This window comes from Phenylobacterium sp. (genome assembly GCF_030680185.1).
Classification (GTDB): Bacteria; Pseudomonadota; Alphaproteobacteria; order Caulobacterales; family Caulobacteraceae; genus Phenylobacterium.
Map to the genome: position 1 here is coordinate 18,900 of NZ_JAUXVZ010000037.1, position 21,006 is coordinate 39,905.

At 69.3% G+C, this 21,006-nt stretch carries 17 protein-coding genes; 4 read left to right on the top strand and 13 right to left on the bottom strand.

Annotation, left to right across the window (positions count from 1 at the left end; translation table 11 throughout):
• Nucleotides 1-40: 40 nt before the first annotated feature.
• The 6 genes from trpS to Q8L83_RS09295 all read right to left on the bottom strand — a co-directional run bounded on the left by trpS (nt 41) and on the right by Q8L83_RS09295 (nt 8,349).
• Complete coding sequence (gene trpS, locus Q8L83_RS09270; RefSeq protein ID WP_305286255.1) at nt 41-1,075, bottom strand: tryptophan--tRNA ligase; 1,035 nt, start codon at nt 1,073-1,075, stop codon at nt 41-43.
• A 325-nt stretch (nt 1,076-1,400) separates the two neighbouring features.
• Nucleotides 1,401-2,993, bottom strand: coding sequence for a murein biosynthesis integral membrane protein MurJ (murJ, locus tag Q8L83_RS09275; protein ID WP_305286302.1), 1,593 nt, complete (start codon nt 2,991-2,993; stop codon nt 1,401-1,403).
• Between the two features lie 124 nt (nt 2,994-3,117).
• Nucleotides 3,118-4,764, bottom strand: a complete 1,647-nt coding sequence (locus tag Q8L83_RS09280) for a peptide ABC transporter substrate-binding protein (RefSeq protein WP_305286257.1) — start codon at nt 4,762-4,764, stop codon at nt 3,118-3,120.
• Between the two features lie 284 nt (nt 4,765-5,048).
• Nucleotides 5,049-5,465, bottom strand: coding sequence for a Zn-ribbon domain-containing OB-fold protein (locus tag Q8L83_RS09285; protein WP_300574730.1), 417 nt, complete (start codon nt 5,463-5,465; stop codon nt 5,049-5,051).
• A 5-nt stretch (nt 5,466-5,470) separates the two neighbouring features.
• On the bottom strand, nt 5,471-6,655 hold the full coding sequence (locus tag Q8L83_RS09290; RefSeq protein ID WP_305286260.1) for a thiolase domain-containing protein: 1,185 nt from the start codon (nt 6,653-6,655) through the stop codon (nt 5,471-5,473).
• 212 nt (nt 6,656-6,867) lie between these two features.
• The gene (locus Q8L83_RS09295) at nt 6,868-8,349 is read right to left on the bottom strand and encodes an AMP-binding protein (RefSeq protein ID WP_305286263.1); all 1,482 of its coding nucleotides are present in this window, start codon (nt 8,347-8,349) and stop codon (nt 6,868-6,870) included.
• A gap of 194 nt (nt 8,350-8,543) precedes the next feature.
• On the opposite strand from Q8L83_RS09295, the gene rraA reads away from it, so the two are divergent.
• Nucleotides 8,544-9,023, top strand: coding sequence for a ribonuclease E activity regulator RraA (gene rraA / locus Q8L83_RS09300; RefSeq protein WP_305286264.1), 480 nt, complete (start codon nt 8,544-8,546; stop codon nt 9,021-9,023).
• A gap of 4 nt (nt 9,024-9,027) precedes the next feature.
• On the opposite strand, the gene Q8L83_RS09305 is transcribed toward rraA, so the two are convergent.
• The 4 genes from Q8L83_RS09305 to Q8L83_RS09320 form a co-directional block, all read right to left on the bottom strand.
• Nucleotides 9,028-9,318 (bottom strand): DUF2218 domain-containing protein, encoded by a 291-nt coding sequence (locus Q8L83_RS09305; protein ID WP_305286266.1) that lies wholly within the window; start codon nt 9,316-9,318, stop codon nt 9,028-9,030.
• Nucleotides 9,319-9,329: 11 nt separating this feature from the next.
• Nucleotides 9,330-9,899, bottom strand: coding sequence for a PadR family transcriptional regulator (locus Q8L83_RS09310; RefSeq protein ID WP_305286269.1), 570 nt, complete (start codon nt 9,897-9,899; stop codon nt 9,330-9,332).
• A 90-nt stretch (nt 9,900-9,989) separates the two neighbouring features.
• Nucleotides 9,990-10,910 (bottom strand): hydrogen peroxide-inducible genes activator, encoded by a 921-nt coding sequence (locus tag Q8L83_RS09315; RefSeq protein ID WP_305286271.1) that lies wholly within the window; start codon nt 10,908-10,910, stop codon nt 9,990-9,992.
• Between the two features lie 175 nt (nt 10,911-11,085).
• Nucleotides 11,086-11,937, bottom strand: coding sequence for a glutamate racemase (locus Q8L83_RS09320; protein WP_305286273.1), 852 nt, complete (start codon nt 11,935-11,937; stop codon nt 11,086-11,088).
• Nucleotides 11,938-12,069: 132 nt separating this feature from the next.
• Here Q8L83_RS09320 and Q8L83_RS09325 point away from each other — a divergent pair, with 132 nt between their 5' ends.
• The gene (locus tag Q8L83_RS09325) at nt 12,070-14,190 is read left to right on the top strand and encodes a M3 family metallopeptidase (protein WP_305286275.1); all 2,121 of its coding nucleotides are present in this window, start codon (nt 12,070-12,072) and stop codon (nt 14,188-14,190) included.
• A 140-nt stretch (nt 14,191-14,330) separates the two neighbouring features.
• Here the strand turns inward: Q8L83_RS09325 and Q8L83_RS09330 are convergent, their stop codons facing one another.
• The gene (locus Q8L83_RS09330; protein ID WP_305286277.1) at nt 14,331-15,110 is read right to left on the bottom strand and encodes an enoyl-CoA hydratase/isomerase family protein; all 780 of its coding nucleotides are present in this window, start codon (nt 15,108-15,110) and stop codon (nt 14,331-14,333) included.
• Nucleotides 15,107-16,273: an acyl-CoA dehydrogenase family protein gene (locus tag Q8L83_RS09335; RefSeq protein WP_305286279.1), complete on the bottom strand. Its 1,167-nt coding sequence runs from the start codon at nt 16,271-16,273 to the stop codon at nt 15,107-15,109. Before Q8L83_RS09335 ends, Q8L83_RS09330 begins: the two co-directional genes overlap by 4 nt.
• Before the next feature lie 93 nt (nt 16,274-16,366).
• Between Q8L83_RS09335 and Q8L83_RS09340 the strand changes: the two genes are divergently transcribed.
• Nucleotides 16,367-17,605 (top strand): CaiB/BaiF CoA-transferase family protein, encoded by a 1,239-nt coding sequence (locus tag Q8L83_RS09340; protein WP_305286280.1) that lies wholly within the window; start codon nt 16,367-16,369, stop codon nt 17,603-17,605.
• A gap of 4 nt (nt 17,606-17,609) precedes the next feature.
• Nucleotides 17,610-18,161, top strand: coding sequence for a hypothetical protein (locus tag Q8L83_RS09345; RefSeq protein WP_305286281.1), 552 nt, complete (start codon nt 17,610-17,612; stop codon nt 18,159-18,161).
• A gap of 3 nt (nt 18,162-18,164) precedes the next feature.
• On the opposite strand, the gene Q8L83_RS09350 is transcribed toward Q8L83_RS09345, so the two are convergent.
• Nucleotides 18,165-20,993, bottom strand: a complete 2,829-nt coding sequence (locus tag Q8L83_RS09350) for a [protein-PII] uridylyltransferase (protein WP_305286284.1) — start codon at nt 20,991-20,993, stop codon at nt 18,165-18,167.
• Nucleotides 20,994-21,006 lie beyond the last annotated feature (13 nt).

Below are 21,006 nucleotides of genomic sequence, written 5' to 3' on the forward strand. Positions count from 1 at the left end.
CGGCTGCGGGATTTGGGCAAGAGGGGCCGCGGGCTGGGCCTCAGGCGCCCCAATAGCCCACCTTGGCCCGCACCTCCGCGAGCGTCGGGGCCGCCGCCGCCCGCGCCCGCTCGGCGCCCTTGGCCAGGACGCGGTCGATCTCGCCCGGGTCGGCCATCAGCCGCCGCATCTCTCCGCCCACCGGGCCGAGCTTGGCCACGGCCAGATCGGCGAGCCTGGGCTTGAAGGCGCCAAAGCCCTGGCCGGCGAATTCGGTCAACACCTCGGCCGCGGTCCGCCCATCCAGCGCCGCATAGATGCCGATCAGGTTCTCCGCCTCGGCCCGCCCCTTCAGCTCGTCCAGGGTTTCGGGCAGGGGCTCGGGGTCGGTCTTGGCCTTGCGGACCTTCTGGGCGATGGCGTCCTCGTCATCCAGCAGGTTCAGCCGCGAATTGTCCGACGGGTCGGACTTGGACATCTTCGCCGTCCCGTCACGCAGGGACATGATCCGCGAGCCGGGGCCTTGCGTCAGGGCGTCGGGCAGGGGGAAGAAGCCCTCGGCGGCGAAGTCGTGGTTGAATTTGGCGGCGATGTCGCGGGTCAGCTCCAGGTGCTGGCGCTGGTCGTCGCCCACCGGCACGTGGGTCGCCTTGTAGAGCAGGATGTCGGCGGCCTGCAGCACCGGATAGGTGTAGAGGCCGACGCTGGCCCGCTCCTTGTGCTTGCCCGACTTCTCTTTGAACTGGGTCATCCGGTCGAGCCAGCCGAGGCGGGCGACGCAGTTGAAGATCCAGGCCAGCTCCGCATGCGCCGGCACGGCCGACTGCGGGAAGATGGTCGCCTTTTCCGGGTCCAGGCCCGCGGCCAGATAGGCGGCCGTGATCTCGCGCACCTGATCGGCCAGCCTGGCCGGGTCCTGCCAGACGGTGATGGCGTGCAGGTCGGCCACGAAGATGAAGGTGTCCATCTCGTGCTGCAGGCGGGCGAACTTTACGAGCGCGCCCAGATAGTTGCCCAGATGCAGGGCGCCGGAGGGCTGCACGCCAGACAGCACGCGCTGGGGGCCGCTATAGGCGGGGGGGACTTGGTCGGTCATGGGATCAAGGCTTCGACTTCGAGGGGAGTTTGAAGACACGCGCCGAGGACGCGCAGGGGCTTTGCGCCCCCTAGGAAGGGGCGTTCAGGACGCGCGGCGCCATCGCCAGGAGATCCGAGCCGGAAAAGCCATGCCGATGCGCATAGTCGGGCCAAGGTCCGGTGGCAAGTCTGGAGAGGGCCAGGGCGAGGCGCAGCCCCGCCTCAACCCCAAACCCCGTCATGCTCGGCCTTGTGCCGAGCATCCCTGTCGAGGGCAGGCGCAAGCGTCGCGAGGGGTCCTGGGCACAAGGCCCAGGATGACGCTGGGGGGAGGGCGAAAAGCCCTAGCCCAGATCCACGGGCGTCGCCGGCGTCCCGCTGCGCCGGGTCATGGCGGCCTTGAGCTCGGCGCGGGTCACCCCGCCGAAGACCAGGACCAGCAGGCCGTAGAGCGCCAGGCCGGCCAGAGACAGCCCCAGCACGCCGATCTCCTTGGCGCCGATCAGGGGCAGGTCGAGGCCGGCGAGCGCCGCCTCGATGGCCGCCCGGTTCAGGGCCGCAAAGGCGAGCGCGGCCCCCATGACCAGGCTGGCGGCGGCGACCCGGACGATCTTGGAAATCACCTGGGGCGAGGGCCGGTAGTCGCCCCGCCGCCAGAGCGCCAGCAGCATCTGGATCACCGCAATCCAGGCCGCCAGGCTGGTGGCCGCGGCGATGCCGGGCACGCCGATCACGAAGAACAGGGCCACCCCGGCGACGATGTTCACCGCCACTGAGATCAGGGCGAAGCGCATGGGGGTGCGGGTGTCGTCGCGGGCGAAGAAGGCCGGCTGCAGAATGCGCTGCAGGACGAAGGCCGGCGTCCCCCAGCCATAGTGGAACAGGAGCGCGCCGGCGGCTGCGGCGTCGGTGAAGACGAAGGCGCCGCGGGTGAACAGGCCGTCGATCAGATAGACCGGCATGGCCATCAGGGCCGCAGCCGCCGGCAGGCTGAGCGCCAGGCCGAACACCAGGCCCTGGTCCATCACCAGCTTGGCGTCGGCGGCGTCGCCCCGGCGCAGGGACTGGGAGAGGCGGGGCAGAAGCGCCACGCCGATGGCCACCCCCACCAGGCTCATGGGCAGCTGATAGAGCCGGTCGGCGACGTTCAGCCAGACCCGGGCGCCGGCCACCTGCGAGGCCAGGATGCCGGAGACGAAGATGTTGATCTGGGTGGCACTGTTGGCGATGGCCGCCGGGATGGCCCGGCGCACCAGGGCCCTCATGTCCGGCGTCAGCCGCGGGCGCACGAACCGCACCCGGGCGCCGGCCTTTCGGGCGGCCCAGATGACCAGGGCCGCCTGGCCGATCCCCGCTACGATCACGCCCACCGAGGCCGCATAGGCTGCGGTGATGGCATCCCCCTGCGGCCAGACCACGGCCAGCATGACCACGTTCAATATGGTCGGATAGAAGCCCGAGACGATGAACCGGCCGTGCGCATTGAGGATGCCGGAGAACAGGGCGGCGATCGCCATGCAGGGCAGATAGGGCATGGTGATCTGGGTCAGGATCACCGCCAGCCGGAACTTGTCGGGCTCATCCACATAGCCGGGATTGATGGCGTACATCAGCCACGGCATGGCCGCCTGGGCCACGAGCGTCAGGGCGACCGTGACCACGGCCAGGCCGGCCGCCGCATCGGCGGCGTACTGATTGGCGACCGCCTCGCCCTCGCCTTCCAGCCGCTTGGCGTAGCCGGGCACGAAGGCGGCGGCGAAGGCGCCCTCGGCGAAGATCCGGCGGAACAGGTTGGGGAAGGCCAGCGCCGTATAATAGGCGTCGGCGGCGATGGTCAGGCTGGCGCCCAGCTTGGCGGTGACCACCAGGTCCCGGGCCAGGCCCAGCACCCGGCTGAACAGGGTGAGCGCCGCAAAGATCACCGACGAACGCAGCATGCCCCCGCGGCGGGGGGCCGGCGGCGGCGGGGACGCAGGCTCGCCCGGGGCGGCGACGTCTCTTGCGGAATCGGTGGGCGGGGTCTGGCTCACGCCGCGCCTTTGCGCCGCCCGGAGGAAGGGGTCAAGCGCCGCCCTGCCCGGCGCCGTCCACGCACAGCCAGCGGCTGCGGTGGAAGTTGGCGATATTATCCACCCAGCCGGTGACCCGGGGCGCCACCAGGGCCTTGTTGACCACGAAGTAAAGGGGCGCCAGGGCGTCCTCGGCCAGCATCAGGGCCTCGGCCTGGGCGAGGAGTTCGGCCCGGGCCGCCAGGTCGGGTTCGGCGTTGGCGGCGGCCAGCAGGGCGTCATAGCGGGGATTGGAATAGTCGCCATAGTTCTGCGCCCCGGTGTCGGACTTCAGAAGCTCCAGGAAGGTCAGGGGGTCGTTATAGTCGGCGTACCAGCTCATGGCGCCGACGTCGAAGTCGCGCAGGCGGTAGGCGGCGAAGGCGATCTGGCCCTCGTTCTGCACCAGGCGGACATGGACGCCCACCGATTCCCAGTCGGCCTGGATGGCCTGGACGATCAGGATGGTGTCGGGGGTGTTGCCGGTCTTGATCTCGATGGAGAGCGGGCGCTCAGGCGTATAGCCGGCTTCGGCCAGCAGCCGGCGAGCCAGCGCCTGGCGGGCTTCGAAGCCCAGGCCGGCGAAGCTCGCCTTCGGGCCGTCCTCCACATAGTTGGCCGTGCCCGGCGGCACGAAGGCGTAGGCCGGGACCTGACCGGCGCGCATCAGCTTGTCGGTGAGGAAGTCCCGGTCCACCGCCGCCGACAGGGCCTTGCGCACCCGCGGATCGCGGAAGGCGGCCACCTCGCGGGTGTTGAACGAGAGATAGGAGGTGGCCAGGGAGATGTGCGTGCGCGCATAGCCAGGCATCGCCTCATTGATCCGCGAGAGCCGGTTGGACTGGAAGGCGGTGTTGATGTCGAGTTCGCCCGCCGCCACCCGGCGCTCGGCGGTCACCTGATCAGGCGTCGGATAGTAGCGGATGGTGTCGACGCAGACCTGCTCGGCGTCCCAGAACTCGGGGTTCTTCTTGACCTCGATATATTCGCCCAGCCGCCAGGCGACGAGCTGGTATGGGCCGCTGCTCACATAGTTTCCCGGCCGCACCCAGGCGTCCCCGAGCTTTTCCACCACATGTTTCGGCACAGGAAAGAAGGACAGGTGCTTGAGCATTTCCGGCAGGTAGGGCGCCGGGTGGTCCAGGGTCAGCTCGAGGGTGCGCGGACCAAGCGCCCGGACGCCGAGGGTCTCCGGCGCGGCCTGGCCGGCGTTCACCGCCGCGCCGTTCTTCAGCAGGAAGACCAGATAGGCGTAGATCGACGCCGTCTCCGGGGCCAGGATTCGGCGATAGGCGTAAACGAAGTCGTCCGCCGTGATGGGCGCCCCGTCCGACCACCGCGCCTCGCGCAGATGGAAGGTCCAGACCAGGCCATCGGCGCTGGTCTCCCAGCGTTCGGCCAGGGCCGGGATGGGCGTGCCGTCCGGCGCATCGGTGGTCAGGCCGACATTGAGGTCGCCGATCACCTGGAACTCGTCGACCAGATTGCTCTTCTGCGGGTCCAGCGTCGCCGGCTCGGTATTGTTGCCGAACTCCAGACAGGTCTCGCCAGCCGCGCAGGGCGGACGGCTCGGTCCCTCCTGACAGGCGACAAGCGCCAGGGCAGCGATCAGGGGCGCGATCAGGCGCAGGGGCGAGCGGGGGAGGAATTCGGAACGCATCGGGCGTCATAAGCGCACGGCCGGCTTGGCCGTGTCGAGAGGGCCTTGCGTCCTTCGAGGCTCGCTTGCGCTCGCACCGCAGGATGAGGGAGGTGGGTGGGGGCTGAAGCCCATCAGTCCGTCCTCATACTGAGGCGCCCGAAGGGCCTCGAAGGACGAGGGCGGTCGCACAACCCCTCCCCCGTCATGGCCCGGCTTGACCGGGCCATCCATGAACACCAGCCAGAGGCCTGTGTGCATGGGCCCTCGGGTCAAGCCCGAGGGTGACGGAAATGGGGAGGAGCCTAGACCGGGCTGAAGACTGGGACCGGGGGACCGTTCTCGGTCTCCTGGAACTTGACCTTGACCCGCTGGCCGATGGCCAGGGCGTCGAGATCGCAGTCCACGAAATTGGTCAGGACGGCCGGGCCTTCATCGAGCGTCACATAGCCGATGGCGAAGGGGCCGGTCGGCGAGCGGCGCATGACCGAGTGGGCGTAGATTACTCCTTCGCCCGGGCTCTCTTCCCAGACCGTGTCGTCGGAGAAGCAGATCGGGCAGATGGCGCGCGGATACCAGTGGGCCTTGCCGCAGCCGTTGCAGCGCTTGATCAGGAAGCGGCCTTCGGCGGCCGCGTCCCAGAAGGGCTTGGACTCAATGGTCACCGCCGGGGCGGGGATCTTGCGGGCCTGCGCCTCAGGGGCGGTTTTCGTATCGCTCATGGGACCTACTCCCGTTCCATGATGAGGGTGGCCGAGCCGTGGCGGGTGCCGAGCGAGCCGCCGGTGCCGTGGGCGATGGCCAGGTCGCAATTGGGAACCTGGACCTTAGGGTGGGCTTCGCCGCGCAGCTGGCGGACGGCTTCGATCACCTTGGTGATGCCGCCGCGGTTGGTCGGGTGGTTGTTGCAGAGGCCGCCGCCGTCGGTGTTGAAGGGCAGCTTGCCGACGCCGGAGATCAGGTTGCCGTCGGCGACGAACTTGCCGCCTTCGCCCTTCGCGCAGAAGCCGAGATCCTCAAGCTGCATCAGCACGGTGATGGTGAAGCTGTCGTAGATCGAGGCGTACTTCATGTCGGACGGCTTCACGCCGGCCTCTTCGAAGGCGATGGGGCCAGACCAGAGCGCGCCCGAATGGGTCAGGTCCAGGTCGTGGCCGCCCATCGGGCCCTTGGGGCTCTCGCCAGCGCCGATGACCTTGACCATCGGCCGGTTCAGGCTCCTGGCGATCTCGGGGCTGGTGACGATCAGCGCGCCGCCGCCGTCGGAGACGACGCAGCAGTCCAGCCGGTGCAGGGGATCGGAGATCATCGGCGAGTTCAGCACGTCCTCGACCGTGACCACGTCACGCAGCATGGCGTGCTCGTTCCATTGGGCGTGATGGCTGGCGGCGACCTTGATCCAGGCGAGCTGCTCGGAGGTGGTGCCGTACTCGTACATGTGGCGCGCGGCGCACATGGCGTAGGTGTTGTGGGTCGTGCCGCCGTAGATGTTCTCGAAGCCGGCCTCAGGCGGGCCGTCGGTCAGCTTGCCCGGACGGGCGCCGCCGCCAAAGCCGCCGAACTGGTTCTGCCGCGGACGGCCGGCCAGGGTGATCAGCGCCACCTTGCACTTGCCCTCGGCGATCGCCTGGGCCGCGTGGCCCACATGCAGGATGTAGGACGAGCCGCCGGTCTCGGTGGAGTCCATGTGACGGACATTCCGCAGGCCCATATAGTCGATCATGGACATGCCCCCGAAGCCCGGGGCGTCTCCGGCGCAGAAGTAGCCGTCGATGTCGTCCTTGGTCAGGCCCGCGTCCTCGAGCGCGCCCTTGGCGCATTCGGCGTGGATCTGGGGGGTGGATTTGTCGGGGGCGTCGCGGAGCGGATGCTCGTAGGCGCCCATGATGTAGGCCTTGCCTTTAATGCTCATGTCCCTTCCCGGATTATGGTTCTGATCAATGTGATTGGCCTTATCCGCGCAGGCGCGCGGTGTCATCCCTGGTGATGAGGTGCGGCCGCCCTCGTCCTTCGAGGCCGCTTCGCGGCGCCTCAGGATGAGGACGACTGAGAGGCTGTCGCCCAACCCGCTTCCTCATGCTGAGGTGCGAGCGAAGCGAGCCTCGAAGCACGCACCGCGCCGGCTCAGGCCGGCTGCTGCGCCTTCAGCGCCTCGATGCGGGCCTCGCGCAGGGCCGAGCGGCGGACCTTGCCGGCGTCGTCGCGCAGGGGCTCGTCGACGAACTCATAGGTCCGGGGCTGCTTGTAGGTGACCAGACGCGACGACAGATAGTCGCGCAGCTCGGCTTCCGTGGTCGGCCGGCTCACCTGGACGATGGCGTGGATCTTGTTTCCCAGGTCGTCGTCGGGGATGCCAATGACCGCACAGGACATCACCGCCTCATGCTCGTCCAGGGCCGCCTCGATCTCGGCCGGATAGACGTTGGAGCCGCCCACCAGGATCATGTCGGTACGGCGGTCGGCCAGGTAGAGATAGCCGTCCTCGTCGAACCAGCCGATGTCGCCCAGGCTCTCCCAGCCGCCGGGCAGGGTCTTGGCCGTGGCGCCGAGATATTGGTAGGACGGGCCGGCGCCCTCGGGACGGCGCATATAGATCTCGCCGACCTCCCGGGGCGGCAGGGGGTTTCCCGCCTCGTCCATGGCGACCATCTCGCCCATGCGGACCTTGCCCACGGAGCCGCGGTGCTCCAGCCATTCGGTTCCGGAGATCACGGTGGAGGCCTGGGCCTCGGTGCCCGCATAGAGCTCCTGGATCACCTCGCCCCCCAGCCAGTGGATGAAGGCCTCCTTCAGCCAGGGCGGGCACGGCGCGGCCAGGTGCCAGAGCGTCTGCAGCGAGGACAGGTCGTACTTGGCCCGCGTCTCCTCGGGCAGGTGCCAGACCCGGTTCATCATGGTCGGCACCATGTAGATCCAGGTGGCCCTCCAGCGCTCGATCTCGGCCAAGGTCTTTTCGGGGTCGAACCTCGGCATCACCACGATGTGGGCGCCCATGTTGATGGCCGACATCATCATGCCGAAGCCCGCGTTGTGATAGAGCGGCGCTGGCAGCAGGGCGACGGACTCGGCCCGCAATTGCCAGCCGCCGACCTCGGGCGCCTCCTTCGCCGTGACCCCCGGCTGGCCGGCCAGGATCAGCTTGGGCCGGCCGGTGGAGCCGCCGCTGGTGGGCGCCTTGGAGACCGGCGCGATGGCGTCGGGCAGGTCGCTGTCGTCATCGGCCTTGGCGGCGATATCGTCGATATTGACCAGGGGCTTGTCGATCGCATGGTCGAAGGCGGCGATGACGATGGGGGTCCTGGCCAACTCCATGATCGCCTCGAGCTCGGCCTTGGGCAGGCGGAAGGACACCGGCTGCGGCGTCGCCCCCACCTTCCACAGGGCCCAGCAGGCCTCGACGAAGCCGATGCTGTTGGGCAGGCCCAGCGTGACGAGATCCCCGTGCTTGACCCCGAGCGCCATCAGGCCGCGGGCCAGGCGGTTGGTGCGCCGGTGGAACTGGCCATAGGTCAGGGTCTCGTCGCCGCAGGAGACCGCCGGGGCGTCCGGCTTTTCCCGCGCCAGGTCCGCCAGGCGGGCGCCCAGGGAAATCGTCTCGTCGGCCATGCTTGTCGTCCCTAATGCGTCGTCGCGGCTCGTTGAAGCGTCCGCGATCTCTATGAAATGGTATGCCGCCAAAATGGGCGGGCGGCGAAACCAGTTTCCCCCGCCACCGCCCGCCCTGGCAAGGGGTTGGAAGATCATGCCCCCTGCGGCTATCAGCGGGACGCACATTCATTCTACGCAGGAGCCCTCGCCCCATGTCGGAATCCCAGACGTCGGTCGCCGACCTCAGCGACGAGAACGAGGGCCAGGCCCAGGTCCTGCGCCTGCAGATGCGCGACCTCGGCGGCCGCAAGGCGTTTTCCGGGCCGATCCGCACGGTGGCCTGCCATGAGGACAATTCCAAGGTGAAGGCCATCCTCGCCACGCCGGGGAACGGCGCGGTTCTGGTGGTGGATGGCGGCGGCTCGCTGAACTGCGCCCTGGTGGGCGACATGATCGCCCAGAGCGCGGTCGATCACGGCTGGGCAGGCTTGGTGGTCCACGGGGCGGTGCGCGACGCCCCCGTCCTGGCCACGCTGGACCTGGGCGTCAAGGCGCTGGGGACCATGCCCCTGCGCAGCGTCCGCCGCGATCAGGGGCAGACCGATGTCGTGATCGCCTTCGGCGGCGTGATCTTCACCCCGGGCGACAAGCTGTTCGCCGACGAGGACGGGGTCATCGTCCTGCCAGCCTGAGGGTTCAGGCCTCGGGGCGCCAGGCCACGGCCAGGTCCGGCTCGCGGAAGGCGAACCGCTTGAGGTGACTGGCGATCACCTCTTCCAGGCGGGCGAGGTCCTCTGGCGTATTCGCCTGGGCCGACAGCTCCAGAGCTTCTGGGGCGACGGCCAGGCGGGTCTCGCCCATGGGGAAGGCGATACGCCCGCTGGTCTCGTCGAACTCGGCGGTGACCTTGTGGCCGAAATGCTTGCAGAGCTGGACCATGTAGCGGTGGGCGTGGGCGGTCGCGACCGATGCGGTTGCGGTGAGCATGGGGTTGGCCCTCACAGACGTTCGATCTTGCCGGCCGCCTCGTCGAGGACGGCGGCCACGGCGGCGGCCTCAGCGTCGCTGGCCCCGCGGGCCAGGCGCAGCCTGAGCGCCATCTTCACGTTTTCCATGGCCCGGCGGACCTTGTCGCGGCCGGCGTCATCGGCGCCCACCGCGCTCATGCGGGCGAAGATGGCGTCCACCGAGGGCTTCTGGACGGCCAGGGCCTCGCGGCCGGCCTCCGTGATCGCATAGAGCTTGCGTCCGCCCTCGCCGCCGCTCTGCAGGGCGAAGCCTTCGTCCTCCAGCAGGGCCAGCGTCGGATAGATGGCGCCGGGGCTGGGGCGATAGGCCCCGCCGGTGCGCTCCTCCAGGGCGCGGATCAGCTCATAGCCGTGGGAAGGCGCCTGTTCGATCAGGGCCAGCAGCACGAAGCGCAGGTCGCCGTGCTCCAGGAAGCGGCCGATGCGGGGCCGTCCGCCGCCGCGCCGGCCGCCATGACCGCCGAGCGGTCCGCCGTGTCCGGACATGCCGTCGCGGCTGTGACGGGCGCGGTGGGGGTTGAAACCAAAGTGTCGGTGCATGTGTGTTTTCGTTCCTATTTCGATCTATCGAAATAATAGATATATCGAAACATATCGGAGCGCAAGGCGCCGGGGCCAAAAGGCGAGGCCTCAGTGGGTCAGGGGCTTGTCGACCACGCTGCGCATGATCTCGGCCAGCAGCCGGCCCTCGGCCGCGCGGCTGGAGCCCGAGCGCCAGGCGACCACGATCTCACGGCTGGGATGGTCGGTGGCCAGCGGCCGGATGGTCACCGCCGCGGCGTCGGTCAGGCCCGCAGCCACGGCCATGGCCGGCAGGAAGCTGACGCCCAGCCCTGAGCCGACCATCTGCACCAGGGTCGGCAGGGAGGTGGCCGCGAAGGGTCCGTCATCGGCGTTGGCCCGGGGCGCCTTCAGGCCACAGGCGGCCAGGGCGTGCTCGCGCAGGCAATGGCCATCCTCCAGCAGGATCATCTCCGCCCGCTCCAGCTCGTCGGGCGGGGTGGCGCTCATCTGGGCCAGGGGGTGGTTGGCCGGCAGGGCGGCGACCAGCTCGTCATCGGCCACATGGGCGAGGTCAAGGCCGGTGGTCTCGTAAGGCAGGGCGATGAGGGCGGCGTCCAGCTGGCCGGCCTTGAGGCCCGCGATCAGGCGCTGAGTCAGGTCTTCCCGCAGGAACAGGCGCAGATTGGGATACTGGGTGCGCAGCAGGGGGAAGGCCCTGGGCAGCAGGAAGGGGGCGATGGTCGGGATCACCCCCAGGCGGAACCGCCCGGCCAGGGGCTGGCCGGCGTGGCGGGCCTCCTGCACCATCTCCTCGGCCTCGTTGAGGATGGTGGCGGCCCGGCGCAGGGCGGCCTCGCCGACGGCGGTGAGGATCACCCCGGACCTCGCCCGGTCCACGACCGGGGCGCCCAGGGTGCGCTCCAGCTCCTGGATGCCGGCCGACAGGGTGGGCTGGGTGACATGGGCCGCCTCGGCGGCGCGGCCAAAGGCGCCGTGCTCGGCCAGGGCCTTGAGATATTGCAGTTGGCGGACGGTGGGCAGGATCATGCCTGCAATATAGGGCGCGCCTATCGAGTTTCCAAAAACAATCGATTGGACCCCAGGGCGCGCCTGGGCGAGATTGGCGGTGTCGAGGCGGCGCGCTTCCAAGCCGCCTCAATGTCCGGGGGTTAGCGTCTTCTCTCCCCCAGCGCCGATGCGCCCCCGGACCCCGCCTTTCCCTTCAGGCCTGCTCGAAACTCAAGGGACCTTCCCAGAAGGTCTCCACCAGCTGGTGCTGGGCGCCTGGGCGGCCCGTGGTGAGGAAGCGGCGCAGGCCGCTTGAGCCCGGGTCGATCTCCGGGTGTCGCTCGAGATAGGCCGCAAGCGCGGCGGCCGTGGCCTCCGGCTGGTGGATCAGCGGCGTGCCGGGCTTCAACGCGGCGCGGAACATGTCGGCGATGATCTCATAGTGGGTGCAGCCGAGGATGGCGCGATCGGGCGCCCGGCCGATGCGGGCGGTGATCTGGACCACATGCCGCTCGACCTCGGCCGCCAGTTCGACGGCGCCGGCGTTGCCCTCGATCATCCGGGCGAGGTCCGGACAGGGCTCGACGAAGACGGCCACGTCCTGGCGGCGCTTGTCGATCTCGATCTCATAGACCCGGCTGCGGGCCGTGGCCGGGGTGGCGAACACCGCCAGGATGTCCAGCTTCTCCACCTTGTCGCCGCGGCGCTCGGCCTCGTGCTCCCAGGGCAGGCCGGTGGCCGCCTCGATGGTCGGCACGATCAGGCCCAGCACGTTGACGGGCCGCCCCAGTTCGCGGCGGCGCTGGGGCAGCCAGGTCTGCTGCAGGCGGCGCAGCGCAATCGCCGAAGCGGTGTTGCAGGCCAGGACCACCAGATCGCAGCCCTGCGCGAACAGCCGGTCACAGCCGGCTTGGGTCAGGGCGACGATCTCCTCGCCGCTCCGGCCGCCATAGGGGGCGTTGGCCTGGTCGGCCAGATAGACGAGGTCGGCGCCCGCGAAGCGCTCGACCAGCTTGCGATGGACGGTCAGGCCGCCCACTCCGGAATCAAACACGCCAATGGCCATGACGACGGCTTTAGCTGGCCGCCGGGTTCCCGGCCAGAGGTCGCAGATGTAACATTACAAGGCTGTCATGTGACGGCTCGCCCCGCGGCGCCTAAGGTCGCGCCAACCCTTACCGTCCGACCTGGAGATTTCATGGACCGGCGCATGTTCCTGGCCGTCTCGAGCGCAGCGCTCGGCGCCGCCGCCCTTCCCCTGCCCGCCTTCGCCGCCGACGGCGCGCCCCTGCTGGCGCCCTGGACAGGGCCCTATGGCGGCGTGCCGCCCTTCGACAAGGTCAAGGTGGCCGACTTCGCCCCGGCCCTGGATGCGGCCATGGCGCAGGAGCTGGCCGAGGTCGAGGCCATCGCCAACCGTCGCGAGCCCGCCACCTTCGAGAACACCATCGCAGCGCTGGAACGCGCGGGCGCGGCCCTGGACCGGGTGGTGATGGCCTATGGGGTCTGGGGCGGAACCCTGTCAACGCCGGAGATGCGGGCCGTCGAGGCCGAGATGGAGCCGAAACTCGCCGCCCACGGGGACCGGATCCTTCAGAACGCCGCGCTCTTCCAGCGCATCGAGCAGGTCTATGAAGCCCGGGAAAGCGCCGGCCTGACGCCGGAGCAGCAGCGGCTGACCTGGAAGCGCTGGAACGCCTTCGTCCGGGCCGGCGCCCGTCTCGATCCCGCCGCCAAGGCCCGCGTGGCGGTGATCAACGGCGAGCTGGCCCAGGCCTTCACCACCTTCAGCCAGAACCTGCTGGCCGACGAGACCGACTACGTCCTCTATCTGAAGACCGAGGCGGAACTGCGCGGCCTGCCAGAGGATGTGCGCTCGGCCGCGGCGACCGCCGCCGCGGATCGGGATCGCCCGGGTGAGTACGCCATCCTCAACACCCGGTCCTCCATGGACCCGTTCCTGACCTATTCGGATCGCCGCGACCTGCGCGAGAAGGTCTGGCGCACCTATTACAGCCGCGGCGACAATGGCGACGCCCACGACAACAACGGCGTCATCCAGAAGATCCTCAAGCTGCGGGCCGAGCGCGCCGCGCTGCTGGGCTATCCCACCCACGCCCACTGGCGGCTGGAGGCGGCCATGGCCAAGACCCCGGACGCGGCCATGGAGCTGATGATGCGGGTCTGGCCGGCGGCCGTGGCCCGGGTGCACGAGGAGGTGGCCGAGATGCAGGCCATCGCCGACGCCGAAAAGGCCGGGATCAAGATCGAGCCCTGGGACTATCGCTACTATGCCGAGAAGGTGCGGGCGGCCCGCTACGACCTCGATATGAACGAGGTGAAGGCCTATCTGCAGCTCGACAAGCTGGTGGACGGCATGTTCTGGGCCGCCGGCGAGGTCTACGGCATGAGCTTCGCCCCGGTGACCAATGTCCCGGTCGCCCATCCCGATGTCCGCGTCTGGGAGGTGAAGCGCGGGGGCGGCCATCTGGGCCTCTTCTACTTCGACCCCTATGCCCGCACCGGCAAGCGCTCGGGCGCCTGGATGAACGCCTATCGCAGTCAGCGGAAGCTGGACGGGCCGATCACCCCGATCGTCTCCAACAACTCCAACTTCGTGAAGGGCGCGCCGGGCCAGCCGGTGCTGATCTCCTGGGACGACGCCACCACCCTGTTCCACGAGTTCGGCCACGCCATCCACGGCCTGCTGTCGAACGTGACCTATCCGTCCCTGTCGGGCACCAGCGTGCCGCGGGACTATGTGGAGTTCCCCAGCCAGGTGAACGAGGCCTGGCTGCCCACCCAGCCCGTGCTGAGCCGCTTCGCCCTGCACTATCAGACCGGCGAGCCCATGCCCCAGGCCCTGGTGGACAAGATCGCCGCGGCCTCGACCTTCCGCCAGGGCTTCGATGTGACCGAGTACCTGTCCTCGGCGCTGATCGACATGAAGCTGCACCTGGCCGGCGACGCCGATATCGACCCCGACGCCTTCGAGCGCGAGGAGCTGGAAAAGCTGGGCATGCCCCGCGAACTGCCCATGCGCCACCGCACCCCGCAGTTCGGCCACATCTTCGCCTCGGACGGCTATTCGGCCGGCTACTATTCCTATCTCTGGGCCGAGGTGCTGTCGCAGGACGCCGCGGAGGCCTTCAAGGAGTCGCCGGGCGGCATGTACGACGCGGACGTGGCCAGGCGGATGGTCGACCACATCCTGTCGGTCGGCGACACCGTCGACCAGGCGGAGGCCTATCGCGCCTTCCGCGGCCGCGACCCGGACGTGGGCGCCTATCTGCGCGACAAGGGCTTCCCCGTCACCTGAGGGGGATGGAGCGCAGCGTGCTTCGAGGCTCGCTGCGCTCGCACCTCAGCATGAGGAGGTGGGGGTCAACGGCATGCTCTCATTCGCCCCTGAGGCGCCGCGAAGCGGCCTCGAAGGACGAGGGCGGCGCCACCCGCCCCTCACCGCCCCTTGAACTGGCCCGGCCGGCGCTCGTTCACCGCGGCCACGCCCTCGGCGAAGTCCTCGGTGGCGCGCAGGGCGGTCTGCTGGACATGCTCGTGGGCGGTGGCGGCGCGCACCGCCTCGGCCAGCTTGCCGCGCGTGGTTTTCCGCGTGGCCACAACCGCCAGCGGCGCGTTCTCCGCCAGCTCGGCGGCCAGCGCAAAGGCCGACTGGCGCAGCTCATCGGCCGGGACCAGCTCGTCCACCAGACCCCAGGCGAGCGCGTCCTCGGCGCGGATGCGGCGGCCGGTGAGGAACATCAGGTCGGCCTTCTGGGCGCCGATCACCCGCGGCAGGGTGTGGGTCAGGCCAAAGCCCGGATGGAAGCCCAGCTTGACGAAGTTGGCCGAGAACCGCGCCTCCGGCGCCGCCACGCGGAAGTCGGCCACCAGGGCGAGGCCGAGGCCCGCGCCTACGGCCGCGCCTTGCACGGCCGCGACAATCGGCTTTTCCACCGAAAACAGCCGGATCGCCTGGTCATAGAGCTCGGACACCCCGCCCATGCCTGCCCCGCCGATGCCCGTCGGCGAGGCCAGATCCGCGCCGGCGCAGAAGGGCTTGCCGTCCGAGGCCAGCACGCTGGCGCGCACGGCCGGGTCACGGTCGAAGGCCAGCAGGGCGTCTGCAATGTCGGCCACCAGCTCCACAGACACATGGTTGGCCGGCGGCCGGTGGAAGACCAGCTGGGCCACATGGTCCTGGACGGTGATCGAGAGATGGTCGGACTTGGCGCTCATTTGCGGGTTCCCAGAAGGTTGCGGGCCACCACCCATTTGTGGACTTCGGTGGGGCCGTCATAGATGCGCATGGTGCGCAGGCGCGTGGCCATCAGCTGCAGCGGCAGCTCCTTGGTCATGCCCATGGCGCCGAAGGTCTGCATGGCGTGGTCGACGACCTCCCAGGCCATCTCGGTGGCGTAGGCCTTGATCATCGAGATTTCCACCCGGGTGTCGCGGCCCTGGTCGAGCTTCCAGGCGCAGTCATAGGTCATCAGCCTTGCGGCATGGATGCGGGTCGCCGCATCGGCCACCCACCACTGGATCGCCTGGCGCTCGGACAGGGGAGAGCCGAAGGTCGTCCGCTGCGGGGCGTATTCGACCATCATGTCCAGCGCCCGCTGGGCCATGCCGATGGACCAGGCGGCCATCTCGATCCGCCGCGTGCCCAGCCGGATCTGCATCGGCGCAAAGCCCGCGCCCTCCTGGCCCAGCAGCTTCCAGCCCTCGACCCGGCAATCCTCCAGGGCGATCTCATAGGTGGACTGGCCGCCGATCATCGGGATCTGCCGCAGCACGTTGAAGCCCGGCGTATCGCGGTCCACCAGGAAGGCCGAGATGCCGCCCCGGGCCCGCTTCTCGGTGTCGGTCACCGCCATCAGGATGGTGAAGTCGGCGTCCGCGGCCCGGGTGATCCAGATCTTGCGGCCATTGATGATCCAGTCGTCCCCGTCGCGGACAGCCCTTGTGATCATGGCCGAGGGATCGGCCCCGGCGCCGGGCTCCGAAATGCCGATGGCCGAGACCGTCTCGCCGCGCACATAGGGCGCCAGATAGGCCTCGCGCTGGCGCTCGTTCACCGTCGCCATCAGCATGCGCAGGTTCGGGCTGTCGGGCGGCAGGGTGTAGGGGGTGACGGTGCGGCCCAGCTCCTCGCCGACGCCGACCATGGCCACATAGGGCAGGTCCGAGCCGCCCACGTCCTCCGGCGCGTCCAGGCCCCAGAGGCCGAGCTCCTTGGAGATTTCATCGAGTCGGGCGTGCTCTTCGGGCGCCAGCGACAGGCCCTGGCCCCTGGCCTCGCGGTCGAGCACGCCGGCCTCAAGCGGCATCAGCTCGTCGCGGACGAAGCGGGCGGTCAGCTCCTTGAGCATCCGGTGCTCGTCGGAGAGTTGGAAATCCATCGCGTCCTCCCTCTACGTCACGGTTGTTCGTCGCTTGGCGCGATCTCTTGGGCGCAGCATAAACGCCGATAAGAAGCATAGGGGAGAACGGCCGTGGCGGAAGGCAAGCAGGCGGACGTCAGGCGACTGGCGAGCGAGGCCACCGGCCCGCTGAGCGGCGTGCGCATCCTGGACCTGACCAGCGTGGTGTTCGGCGCCTATGCGACCCAGATCCTCGGCGACCAGGGCGCCGACGTGATCAAGCTGGAGGACCCGGGCTCGGGCCGCGGGGACGGCGGCGACATCATGCGCTGGGCCGGCCATCCGCCAGAGGGCGCGCCCAAGGACCTCGGCCCCATCTTCCTGACCATCAACCGCAACAAGCGCTCCGTCCTGGCCGACCTGCGCGACACCGAGATGCGCCCGGCGCTGGAAGCCCTGATCGCCAGCTGCGACGTGTTTGCGGCGTCGGTCCGCTATGAGGGGCTCAAGCGCCTGGGCCTGGACTATGAGGCGGTGAAGAAGATCCGGCCCGACGTGATCTATGTCCATGCCGCGGGCTATGGCTCCGAAGGCCCCTATGCCGGGGAACCGGCCTATGATGATCTGATCCAGTCGGCCTCAGGCCTGGCCGACCTCCTGCCCCGCACCGATGGCAATGAGACGCCGCGCATCCTGCCGACCCTGGTGGCCGACAAGGTCTCAGGGCTCTTCATGGCCCAGGCGATCACCGCGGCCCTGTTCCACAAGGCGCGCACCGGCGAGGGCCAGTTCGTCGAGGTGCCGATGCTGGAATGCGTCACCAGCTTCAACCTGGTGGAGAATCTCTATGACCACGCCTATGAGCCGCCGACGGGCCAGTGGTCCTATCAGCGGGTGACCAATCCCCATCGCAAGCCGTTCGCCACGAAGGACGGCTATATCGGCCTGCTGCCCTATACCGACAAACAGTGGGACCAGTTCTTCGCCGTGGCCGGCTGGGCCGAGACGGTGGCCAAGGACCCGCGCTTTGCCGACTACGCCCAGCGGGCCAAACACACCCGCGAACTCTACGCCATGGTGGAAGAGGTCACCGCCACCAAGACCACCGACGAATGGCTGACCCTGCTCAAGGGCCTGTCGATCCCGGTGCAGAAGACCAACCGCTTCGAGGACCTGGAGGGCGATCCGCACCTGGAGGCCGTGGGCCTCTTCGAGCGTTACGACCACCCGCATCTCGGCCCCTACAAGGCCATCCGCCCGCCGGTGAAGTTCGAAAAGACGCCGGCCAACATCCGCCGCCACCCCCCGCGCCTGGGCGAACAGACCGAGGAAGTCTTCGCCGAGGTCCGCCAGCGATCTACGCCGGAGTAGGCTCATGCGGATCACCGTGGTGGGGACCACCGGCTCGGGCAAGACCACCCTGGCCGGACGGCTGGCGGGCGCGCTCGACCTGCCGCACTTCGAGCTCGACGCCATCAACTGGCAGCCGGGCTGGATTTCGCTGAACGACACCGATCAGCCGGAATTCATCCGCCGGATCGAGGCGGCCATCAGCCAGCCGGCCTGGGTGATGGCCGGCGGCTATTCCAATGTCCGCGACCGCATATGGAGCCGGGCCACCCATGTGATCTGGCTGGACTATTCGCGCCCGGTGGTGATGCGGCGCGTGATCTGGCGCTCGGTGATCCGCGCCATCGACCGCAAGGAGCTGTGGCCCGGCACGGGAAATCGCGAAAGCGCCGCCATGTGGTTCCGCCGAGATCATCCGATCCGCTGGGCCTGGGACACCTATCACCGACGCCAGCGGGAATTCACCGCCCGCATGGAAGATTCCCGCTTCGCCCACGCGCAGATCTTCCGCCTGACTCATCCCGATCAGGCCGAGCCCCTGGTGGCGGAGTTGGCCCAGGCTCGGACAGCCGCCTGAGCCTCAGCGCGCGACGCTGGCCCGGGCGCGTTGGAGGCGGGTGTTCTTGCGGATGCGGGCGGCGTCGCCCTCGTTCAGGGCGGCCATCAGGGCGGTCTTGAGCGGCGCGAGCGCCTTGGTCTGGGTCACCTTCCAGCCGGCGGCGTCGGTGACATAGAAGGCGTCCACCGCCCGCTCCCCATAGGAATCGATATGGGCCGAGGTGATGGAGAGGCCCGCGTCCGCCAGCGTATTGGCGAGCGCCGTCAGCAGGCCCGGCCGGTCGCGGCCCGAGGCCTCGACGATGGTGGCGCTTTCCGAGGCCTCGTTGTCGATCAGCACGGTGGACTTGATGGCGAAGGCCGCGGTGCGCGCCTCGCCCCCGCCCCGCGGCGGTTCGCCGGCCGGCGCCTCGCCGCGGGCCGCAGCCTCCAGGGCCTCGGCCAGGCGCGGCAGGGCGGCAGGGTTGTCGTGGCCGAAGGGCTGGCCGGTGATGTCCTGCAGGTAGAAGACGTCGAGCGCCTGGCCCTGGCGGGAGGTGAAGACCCGGGCGCCGAGCACGCTGGCGCCGGAGACGGTGATGGCCCGGGTCAGGTCGGCGAACAGGCGGGTCCGGTCCTTGGCGGCGACCACCAGCTCGGCGGCGTTGAGGTCTTCGCGCACATAGCCCATGGCTGCGGCGCCCTCGGCATGGGCCCGCTGGGAGACCGCCGCATGGATGGCGATCTCGTCCTGGCCGAAGCCCGTGAAATAGGCGTCCTCCATGGCCTCGCCCCAGGCCACGGCGGCGGGGTCGGCCTCCACCAGACGGGCGCGGATCTCGGCGGCGGCGAAGGCCTGGCGCTGGCGCACCACAGCCACGGCGTCATTGGCCCGGCCGCCGCGGAACACGGCCGAGGCCGAGGCGTAGAGGTCGCGCAGCAGCTGGCCCTTCCAGCCGTTCCAGACGCCCGGCCCCACGGCGCGGATATCGGCCACGGTGAGCACCAGCAGGAGGCGCAGGCGCTCGGGGGTCTGCACCATGCGCACGAAGTCGGCGACGGTGCGGGGGTCGGAGATGTCGCGCTTCTGGGCGTAGTCGCTCATCTCCAGGTGATGCTCCACCAGCCAGGCGACCAGGTCGATGCGCGCCCGCGGCAGGCCCAGCCGCTCGCAGGCGGCGCGCGCGGCCCGGGCGCCGGCCTTTTCCTGACCGCCGGCCACGCCCCCCTTGCCGGTGTCGTGCAGCAGCATGGCCAGGAAGAGGACGTCCTTCTCCTGGATCTGCGGCATCAGCGAGACGGCCAGCGGGTGCTCGTCGATCAGCCGGCCCGCGGCGATATCGGCGATGACGCCAATGGCCCGCAGGGTGTGCTCGTCCACCGTATAGGAGTGGTACATGTTGAACTGCATCTGGGCGACGATGCGGCCAAACTCCGGGATGTAGCGCCCCAGCACCCCGGCCTCGGTCATCAGGGTCAGCGTCCGCTGCGGATCGCGCCCGCCGGCCAGGATATCCAGGAAGATCTTCGCCGCCTTGGGGTCGCGCCGCATCTTCGAGCTGATCAGACCGATCGATCGGGTCGCGGCGGTAAACGCGTCGGGATGCAGGTCCAGGTTCCGCCGGTCGGCGATCTGGAACAGCCGCAACAGGTTGAGCGGATCGGCCTCGAAGGTCTCCGGCCCCTCCACGTCCAGGCGCCCGCCCTCCTCGATGAAGCCCGCCACATCCAGCGGCTTGCGGGTGGTCTTGCGGCCGCTGCCGGGGAACAGGCGCGAAATCCCGCGGGGCGCGGACTTGACCCGATCGGCCTCCAGCTTGGCGGCGAAGACGCGGGTCAGCGCGCCGACCTCCTTGGCGATCAGGAAATAGCGCCGCATGAAGCGCTCGACCGCCGGATTGTCGGCCCGGTCGCCATAGCCCATCCGCTGGGCGATCTCCGGCTGCAGGTCGAAGGTCAGGCGCTCTTCCGGGCGGCCGGTGGCGAAATGCAGGTGGGCGCGCACGGCCCACAGGAAATCGAAGGCCCGGATGAAGGCGCGGATCTCCCGGCCCTCGAACATCTCCAGCTGCGGCACCCCGTCCACCGGCTTGGACGGGTTCAGATATTCGGCGATCCAGAACAGGGTGTTGAGGTCGCGCAAGCCCCCCTTTCCGTCCTTGACGTTGGGCTCGACCATATAGCGGCTGGCGCCGGCCCGAGCCTGGCGCTCATCGCGCTCCTTGAGCTTGGCGGCGACGAACTCCGCGCCGGTGCCCTTGACCACCTCGTTGCGGAACCGGGTGGTCAGCTCCTGGGCCAGGGCCTCGTCGCCGATCAGCCGCCTAGCCTCCAGGATCGAGGTGCGGATGGTGAAGTCTTCCCGGGCGAGCTTGACGCACTCGTCCACCGTGCGCGAGGCGTGCCCCACCTTGAAGCCCAGATCCCACAGGGCATAGAGCATGAACTCGATCACGCTCTCCACATGGGCGGTCTGCTTGTAGGGCCTTAAGAAAAGCAGATCGAGGTCGGAGAAGGGCGCGAGCGTGCCCCGCCCATAGCCGCCGACCGCCATCACGCACAGGCGCTCGCCCTCGGTGGGATTGCGCGCCCGGATCATGTGGACGGTGGTGAAGTCATAGAGCGCCGTGACCACCTCGTCGGTGACCCCGGACAGCAGCCGCGCGGTCTCGATCCCGCCGGCCCCATTCTCCAGCCGCTCCTTGGCGATCATCCGGCCGCGAAACAGCGCCTGTTTCAGGATCTCCAGCGCGCGCCTGCGCTGCTCGGCCTCATCGCCGGCCGCATCCAGCGCCGCCGCCGACAACTGAGCGCGCAGCCGCACCCCATCGACGACATATTCCAGGCGGGTGGGTTTCAGGCGAGGGGGCATGGGCTCTGGGGGC